The following is a 6917-nucleotide window of genomic DNA, read 5'->3' on the forward strand; positions in this document are numbered from 1 at the left end:
GTACCCGGGCGCCGAGCGGGGGGTGACCCGGGGGCGGGGCCGGCCGCCGGGCCCCCGGCCACCGGCGGGGGCCCGGCGGGTAAGCGCGGCCGGGCCCGCGGCAGGCGGTGGTCAGTAGCGCAGGACGGCGGCGATCCGGCCCCGGCCCGCGAGCTCGCCGGCCGGGACGAACTGCACCTTGGCGCCGGTGTCCAGTGCGCGCTCGACGATCTCGTCGACCATGTCGTCGCGCACGTCCGGCTCGCCCGCGGCGGCGGGCACCAGGTGGCTGTCGGTGACCCGCACCGGCTCCCAGTAGTCCTCCTCGACCGCCACCAGGGCGGCCCGGCCCTCGCTCACGCTCTGCCACACCTCGTCGATGCCGGCGGCGAGCGCCTTGACGCTCTGGGCCGAGTCGAGCCGGGCGTGCAGTTCGGCGACGGCCTGCTGCTCCTGCTGCGCCACGGTGGGGCGAACGGCCTCGGCGACGGCGGCCGCCGCGGCGTGGCCGAGGCCACCGCGCGCCACCTGGGCGCTGGCCCGCTTCACGGCGGTGCCCACCTCGTCCAGCAGCGCGAGCGCGGCGGCCTCGCCGAGCACGTACAGCGGGCGCGCGTCGGCCTCCAGCACGGCGGCCAGCGCGGTGTCCGCGTCCCGCAGGAAGCGGCGGGTCTCCTCGTCGCGGAAGGTGCTCGGGACGTCGCCGATCCGCTCCTTGCGCTCGACGTCCCAGTCCGGGCCGACCTGGTCCAGCGGGAAGGCGCCGCCGGTGTGCTCCACCAGCCGCGGCCCCGTCCCGCCGAACAGCGCGACCCGGTCGGCGGCGACCGTCAGCACCCAGTAGGGCGCGCCGGCGGTGTAGGCGGAGACCAGGTTGCGGGTCAGGAAGGTCTCGGAGAACACCACCCGGGCGGCGACGGTCCGCGGCAGCGACCAGACCTGGTGCTCGCCGGGCGCCGCGAAGATCACCAGACCGTCCTCGGCGTGCACCAGGTCGACCTCCCGCAGGGCCCGGTCCAGCTGGTCGACCACGTCCAGCCGGTCCGCCCGGGAGACGGCCTCGTCCGCGTGCAGCCGGTTCTTGGCCTCCGCGATCAGGTTGCGCAGGCGCACCGGGTCCTGCGTGTTGTCGGGCTCGCTGCGGTGGGTCGGCAGCAGGACGGAGACGGCCGGGTAGCGCCGGTGGCGGCGCAGCTCGGCGAGGACGGCAGGCGTGAGCTCGGCTGCGTGCATCGGATGCCTTTCTTGTCGCGGTTGCCTCGACATGCTCGGCAGAATCAGATTCTCTTATGGTTTGCCAGCTTTGCCGGATTTGCCTCCCCACCCCTCCCCATCCAATCGCCCTCCTATGCCCGCCGCCACCGAAAAGGTGTCCGTATCCGAGGTGGGATCGGGCGCACCGGATCCATCGGGAGGCCCGCCCGCCGCCCGAGGCGGCGTCAGGCCCCTTCGACCGGCGCGGACTTCGGTCGCGACACGGCTCCGTGCCCGGTGCCGGGCGCCGCCGCACACCGGGGTCTTCCCGACACCCGGGCGAGGGGCCGCCCGTGCCTCCCGACGAGAAGGAGTGAAGCCGCCGACCCGCCCGTAACCCGGGTGGCGCAGCGTCGTTGGGCGGGGCATGAAGAAGCGCAGCATGCTCGCCGTCGCCTCGCTCGCCGTGGGTGTCGTGGCCTCACTGACCGCTCCCGGCGCGCACGCCGCCACGATCGGCGGGCAGGGGGACCTGGCCGGCCCGCTCCAGGGCGGTACGCCGAACACGGCGCCGGACGCCGTGCTGGGGCAGGTCGGCGACGCCGGCGGAGTGGTCGGCGAGGCGACGGGCCATGTGACCGGTCAGGCGGACGGCCTGGTCGGGCTGCCCTCCTGACGGCGGCCGGGTCCGGCTCCGCCCCGGCGGTCCTACCGGTCTTCGTGGCGGCCCCGGCGGTCAGCCCAGCGGGGCCCCGAGGTCCTGGGTCCAGTAGAGCCCTGCGGGGCCGGTGGCCACGCCGATGCCGACGTCCTTGAAGCCGCAGTCCAGCATGTTGGACTGGTGGATCCCGCCGTCCATCCAGCGCGATACCACGGTGCCGGGCGCGCTCGGCCCCCGGTCGAGGTTCTCGCCCCACTGTGACCAGCGGTAACCGGCCGCCGACAGTCGGGCGTCCGCCCGGGCGCCGTCCGGATTGACGTGGTCGAAGAAGGCGCGGGCCACCATGTCGTCCGTGTGCTTCTGGGCTGCCGCGTGCAGCTTGGGGTCGATCCGCAGCGGCGCGCAGCCGACCTTGGCGCGTTCGGTGTTGACGAGGTCCACCAGCTGGCGCTCCAGGCCGGGCGGCGTGGCCGGGCGTCCGGTGGCCGGTGCGGGCGGCGGCGTGACGGCCACCGGCGACTCGGCGGGGATCGGGGTCGGCGGGGCCGTCACGGACGGGGCGGCCGCGGTCTCGCCCGCGGGCGTCGCCGGCAGCGGCTGCGCGGGTATCGCGGGCGCGGGCAGGGTGTCGGGCGCGGCGGTCGGGGTGGTCGGTTCGGGTGCGGCCTGCTCGGGCTGGGGGTGGTGCGGCCAGACCAGGGCGAGGGTGGCGACGGCCAGCACGGCGGCCGCGCCGCCCGCGACGGCGGTCCGGCGTCGGATCGGGCCGAACCGGCCCCCGGGGCCGCCGGGACCGCCGACGCCGCTCCCCGGTCCGCCGGCCGGGCCCGTCGGCGAGCCGGGGGTGGCCGCGGCGGCTGCGGCCTGGAGCTGCAGCCCGGTGGGCGAGTCCAGCGGGATCGGCACCAGCGCCAGGCCGGCCAGCAGGCCCTCGGCGGGGAAGAGGTCACGGCCGAGCCCGTCGCAGCCGGCGCAGCCCCGGATGTGCCGGGCGATGCGCTTGCGCCAGACCGAGTCCGGGGTGCCGTCCCAGCCCGCGGTCAGCTCGACCAGCTCCGGGCAGCGCGGGTAGGCGGTGAGCGCCCGGACCACCACCCGGCCCGCCTCCAGCTGCTTCTTCATCCGCTGGACCCGGACCGCCGTGTGCTGCGGCGTCAGGTCGAGGGCCTCGGCGAGCTCGGCCCGGGTGAGCTCGCCGCAGGCCTCCAGCCACCAGAGCGCGAGCAGCTCCCGGTCGTCCGGGTCCAGCCAGCGGGTGGCCTCGGCGACCTCGCGGCGCTGGCCGGAGAGGCCGAGCCGCAGGATGGTGAGGTCGGTGAAGTCGGCCCGGGGGTCGGCGAGCTCCCAGGCCTCGTCGAGGCCGCCGACCGTGCTCTGCTGCTGACCGGTGAACCGTCGGCGGACCTGGTTCATGGTGATCGCGACCAGCCAGGAGCGGAACGACTCCGGGTCGCGCAGCCCGTCCAGGCCGTCCAGCGCGCGGATCATGGTCTCCTGGGCGACGTCGTCGACGTCGGCATGGCCGTTCAGCGCACGGCCGGCGACGTTGTAGACCAGCGGCAGCCAGGCGGCGACCAGCGCCTCCTGGGCCTGCCGGTCGCCCGCCTGGGCCGCCAGCACCAGGGTCGTCCCGGTCCTGCTCTGCACGTCAACGTTCATGGTCCGCACTCCGTCTTGCCGTCATCCGTCCGCCGTTGCCTCCTCGGAGACCTGGGGGAACTGCTCAGATAACAACAATGTGCGCAGAATCGGAAACCGGGGGTCGGAAACCGGGGGTTCGACCAGGGGCTCGACCGGGGGCCGGCGATCAGGACGGGGAGGCGAAGACCTGGGTCCACCAGGGGCCGCCGGAGCCGGTCTTCACGCCGACGCCGATCTCCTTGAAGGAGCAGTTCAGGATGTTGGCGCGGTGGCCGGGGCTGTTCATCCACGCGTCCATCACCGCGGCCGGGTCCTTCTGGCCGCGGGCGATGTTCTCGCCCCAGCTGCTCCAGCGGTAGCCGGTGGCCTCGATCCGGTAGTCGGCGTGCCGGCCCTCGGGGCTGGCGTGGTCGAAGTAGTTGCGGGCGGCCATGTCCTCGCTGTGGCCCTGGGCGGCGGCGGCCAGCCGGGGGTCGGCGGTGAGCGGTCCGCAGCCGTGCTGGGCGCGCTGGGCGTTGACCAGGTCCACGACCTGCTGGGCGTACTGGGCCGCGGTGCCACCGGCTGCGGTGCCGCTCGCCGGGGCGGCGGTGGTCCGGCCCGGGGACGCGGCGGCGCCCGTCGAGGCCTTGGGGGAGGTGCTCGGGGTGGCGCCGGAGGTCGGCTTGGCGCTCGTCGCACTCGCCGTGGCCGGGCCGGACGCGGTCGCGGTGGAGGCGCCGGCCGAGGGGCCCTGGCCGGCCGTGGTCGAGGTGGTGGGCGTCGGGGCGGCGGAGGCGGCGTGGGCCGGATCGCCGGCGGACGGGCTGTCGGTGGGCGCGGGCAGCGGATCCGGGGCGACGCCGCCGGCGCCGGGGATCTGGATCCCGTTGTGGTCCCCGGCCTCCGCCGCGATCTGCGGGTCGAGGGCCACCGTCCGCTGCCCGTCCCGGTCGCCGTAGACGACGTACCCGGCGCCGCCGAGCGCGGCGAGGACCCCGGTGCCCGCCACCGCGGCGGCCACGGCCAGCACCGGGCCGATGCCGCGCCGGCGACGACGGCCGCGACCCCGGTGCCGGTCGGCCGCACGGCGCGCCGCACGCCCGCCGCCGGAGCCCCCGGCGGCGGGGAGGATGGTCGTCCTGTCTTCGCTGTTCACCTGGGCACACTTCCTGTTCGGGTCGGCCGGTCCGGGTGCCGACACCTGGGAGACCCTCCGGCGGCGCGCCGATAACAGAAAGTACGAACGAATTTCCGATCCCCGGCCCGGAAGCCTGTCGGGGACCGCTCGGGGCGGCGGGCCCGGGCTCCGGGAGCCCGCTCAGCCGGCGGCGTCCGGCGCCATGTCGTAGGTCACGAACATCGTCCGGGTGGCGACCTGGTCGTACTTGCTGCGGGCCCGGTGGTTGTCGTCGGCGGTGATCCACCGCACGGCGTTCCAGCCGCGCTCCGCGGCGATCGCCCTCAGCCGGGCGAGCAGCGCGTCCACCGCGCCGCCGCCGCGCACGGCCGGGCTGACGAACAGGTCGTCCAGGAACCCGGCGACCGCGCCGTGCAGCGGCCGGACGAACGGACGGTAGTGCGCCAGACCGACCGGCGTGCCGTCGGTGTCGCGGACCAGCAGGCCCTCCAGCTCGTGCGCCGGGTCCGTGAGCCAGGACCAGACCAGCTCCGCCTTGGCGTCCGGGATCGGCACCCGGTAGAAGTCGCAGTACCCCCGGAACAGCTCGCGCCAGGCGGCGAACTCGGTGCTCTCGGGCGCTCCGACGCTCCAGCGGGCGTCGGTGGCGGCGGTGTGGGGTGTCATCTCGGCCTCCGGGGTCGGGTGGGGGCGGCGGCGCGGTGGTGGACCGCTGCGGCTGTCGCGTCAGCATGACGGTCCGTCGGGCCCCGGCAGATGGACGGTCCGGCCAAGAACCCCGCCCGCCCCACTACGCGGCGGAGCGGTCTCGGGCTGCGCCGGCTCCCCGCGTAATTCGTTTGACGTGGCACCGCGGCACCGCTGCACTGTGACGGGCGCCATGCCTCGTGGCGCCGAAATGCAGGGGAGGCAGCGGCACCGATGGAGATCCGTTCCACGACCGACGAGGACTTCGACGTCTTCGTCGACACGCTCCTCGCCGCGTTCGGGCGCTTCCGGGAAACCCCGACCGAGAGCGGCGCCAAGGCCTGGTGGTCGGCGCTCGAAATGGACCGCAGCCTGCTCGCCCTGACGGCGGACGGGCGGCCCGTCGGCACCGCCGGCGCGTACTCCTTCGAGCTCACCCTGCCCGGGGCGGTCCTGGTCCCGGCCGCCGGGGTGACCGCCGTCGGCGTGCTGCCCACGCACCGGCGCCAGGGCGTGCTGAGCGCGATGATGCGGCATCAGCTCACCGAGCTGCGGGCCCGCGGGGAGTTCCTCTCCGTCCTGCTGGCCTCCCAGGCCCTGATCTACCGCAGGTTCGGCTACGGGCCGGCGACCTACGCGGCGCGGCTGACGGTGCCGCGTCACCAGGCCGCCCTCGCCCGCCCCCGGGCGCGCGGCGCGGCCGACGCCCCGGCGACCGGCTCGGTCGAGCTGCTGCGGCGTGCCGAGTGCGGCGGGATCCTGGAGGAGGTCTACGACCGGTACCGCCGCGCACAGCCCGGCGCGCTGTCCCGGCCGCACCGCTGGTGGGCCCTGGGCGGCGGGCTGCCCCCGGTCGCTCCGGTGCCGCGCTACGTGGCCGTCCACCGCGACGCCGACGGCGTCCCGACCGGGTACGCCAGCTACTGGCGCGGCGAGGCCGACAGCTTGACGGTCGACGAGACCGTCGCCACCGACGACGCCGCCGCCACGGCCCTGACCCGGTTCCTGCTCGGACACGACCTGGTCGGCCAGGTCGTGTTCAAGAACTTCCCGCCCGAGCACCCACTGCGCTGGCAGCTCGCGGACTTCCGCGCCGGCCAGGTGAGCAACGACAACGACGCGCTCTGGCTGCGGCTGCTGGACGTCCCGCGTGCGCTGACCGCGCGCGGCTGGTTCGCGGACGGCGAGCTCGTCCTCGACGTCGACGACCCGTTCCTCGGCGAGCACGGCCGCTACCTGCTGACCGTCCGGGACGGCAAGGGCGACTGCGTCCCGACGGACCGGGAGCCCGACCTGTCCCTGGACATGAGCGACCTGGGCTCGATCTACCTCGGCGGCACCGCTCCGAGCGCGCTCGTCCGTGCCGGACACGTCGTGGCCCACCGTCCGGGCGCGGCCACGCTCGCCGACGCCCTCTTCCGCGCCGAGCGCCCCCCGCACTGCCTGCACTGGTTCTGACCCGCGCACACCGACCGGGGGCACACCGCCCTCCACCGGCCCCGCCCGCTGGAGGCGGGCCGGCCGCTCGCCCCCTGCGGGCGTGTGGCGCGCGCCGGCGGCGCCGGGGCGACCCCCCCCCCCCCCCGGGCCGTTTGTAACCCGCGCGGTGGAATGCGGCACCCGGCGCGGGGACGC

6 protein-coding genes are annotated in these 6917 nt (G+C 76.0%); 2 read left to right on the plus strand and 4 right to left on the minus strand.

What is annotated here, in order from left to right; translation table 11 throughout:
- Window positions 1–111 precede the first annotated feature (111 nt).
- The gene (locus ACFVYI_RS38705) at window positions 112–1212 is read right to left on the minus strand and encodes a chemotaxis protein (RefSeq protein ID WP_387894332.1); all 1101 of its coding nucleotides are present in this window, start codon (window positions 1210–1212) and stop codon (window positions 112–114) included.
- Between the two features lie 388 nt (window positions 1213–1600).
- Here ACFVYI_RS38705 and ACFVYI_RS38710 point away from each other — a divergent pair, with 388 nt between their 5' ends.
- Complete coding sequence (locus tag ACFVYI_RS38710; protein WP_387894334.1) at window positions 1601–1849, plus strand: hypothetical protein; 249 nt, start codon at window positions 1601–1603, stop codon at window positions 1847–1849.
- Window positions 1850–1909: 60 nt separating this feature from the next.
- Here ACFVYI_RS38710 and ACFVYI_RS38715 read toward each other — a convergent pair whose 3' ends face one another.
- From ACFVYI_RS38715 to ACFVYI_RS38725, 3 genes are all read right to left on the minus strand, one after another.
- Window positions 1910–3493, minus strand: coding sequence for a sigma-70 family RNA polymerase sigma factor (locus ACFVYI_RS38715; protein WP_387894336.1), 1584 nt, complete (start codon window positions 3491–3493; stop codon window positions 1910–1912).
- 148 nt (window positions 3494–3641) lie between these two features.
- A complete protein-coding gene (locus ACFVYI_RS38720; RefSeq protein WP_387894337.1) occupies window positions 3642–4613 on the minus strand; it encodes a CAP domain-containing protein in 972 nt (323 codons plus the stop codon).
- Window positions 4614–4775: 162 nt separating this feature from the next.
- On the minus strand, window positions 4776–5261 hold the full coding sequence (locus ACFVYI_RS38725; protein WP_387894339.1) for a GNAT family N-acetyltransferase: 486 nt from the start codon (window positions 5259–5261) through the stop codon (window positions 4776–4778).
- 255 nt (window positions 5262–5516) lie between these two features.
- On the opposite strand from ACFVYI_RS38725, the gene ACFVYI_RS38730 reads away from it, so the two are divergent.
- Window positions 5517–6740, plus strand: a complete 1224-nt coding sequence (locus ACFVYI_RS38730) for a GNAT family N-acetyltransferase (RefSeq protein WP_387894341.1) — start codon at window positions 5517–5519, stop codon at window positions 6738–6740.
- The last annotated feature ends 177 nt before the right edge of the window (window positions 6741–6917 follow it).

It is taken from the genome of Kitasatospora sp. NPDC058218 (assembly GCF_042882445.1).
Taxonomy (GTDB): Bacteria; Actinomycetota; Actinomycetes; order Streptomycetales; family Streptomycetaceae; genus Kitasatospora.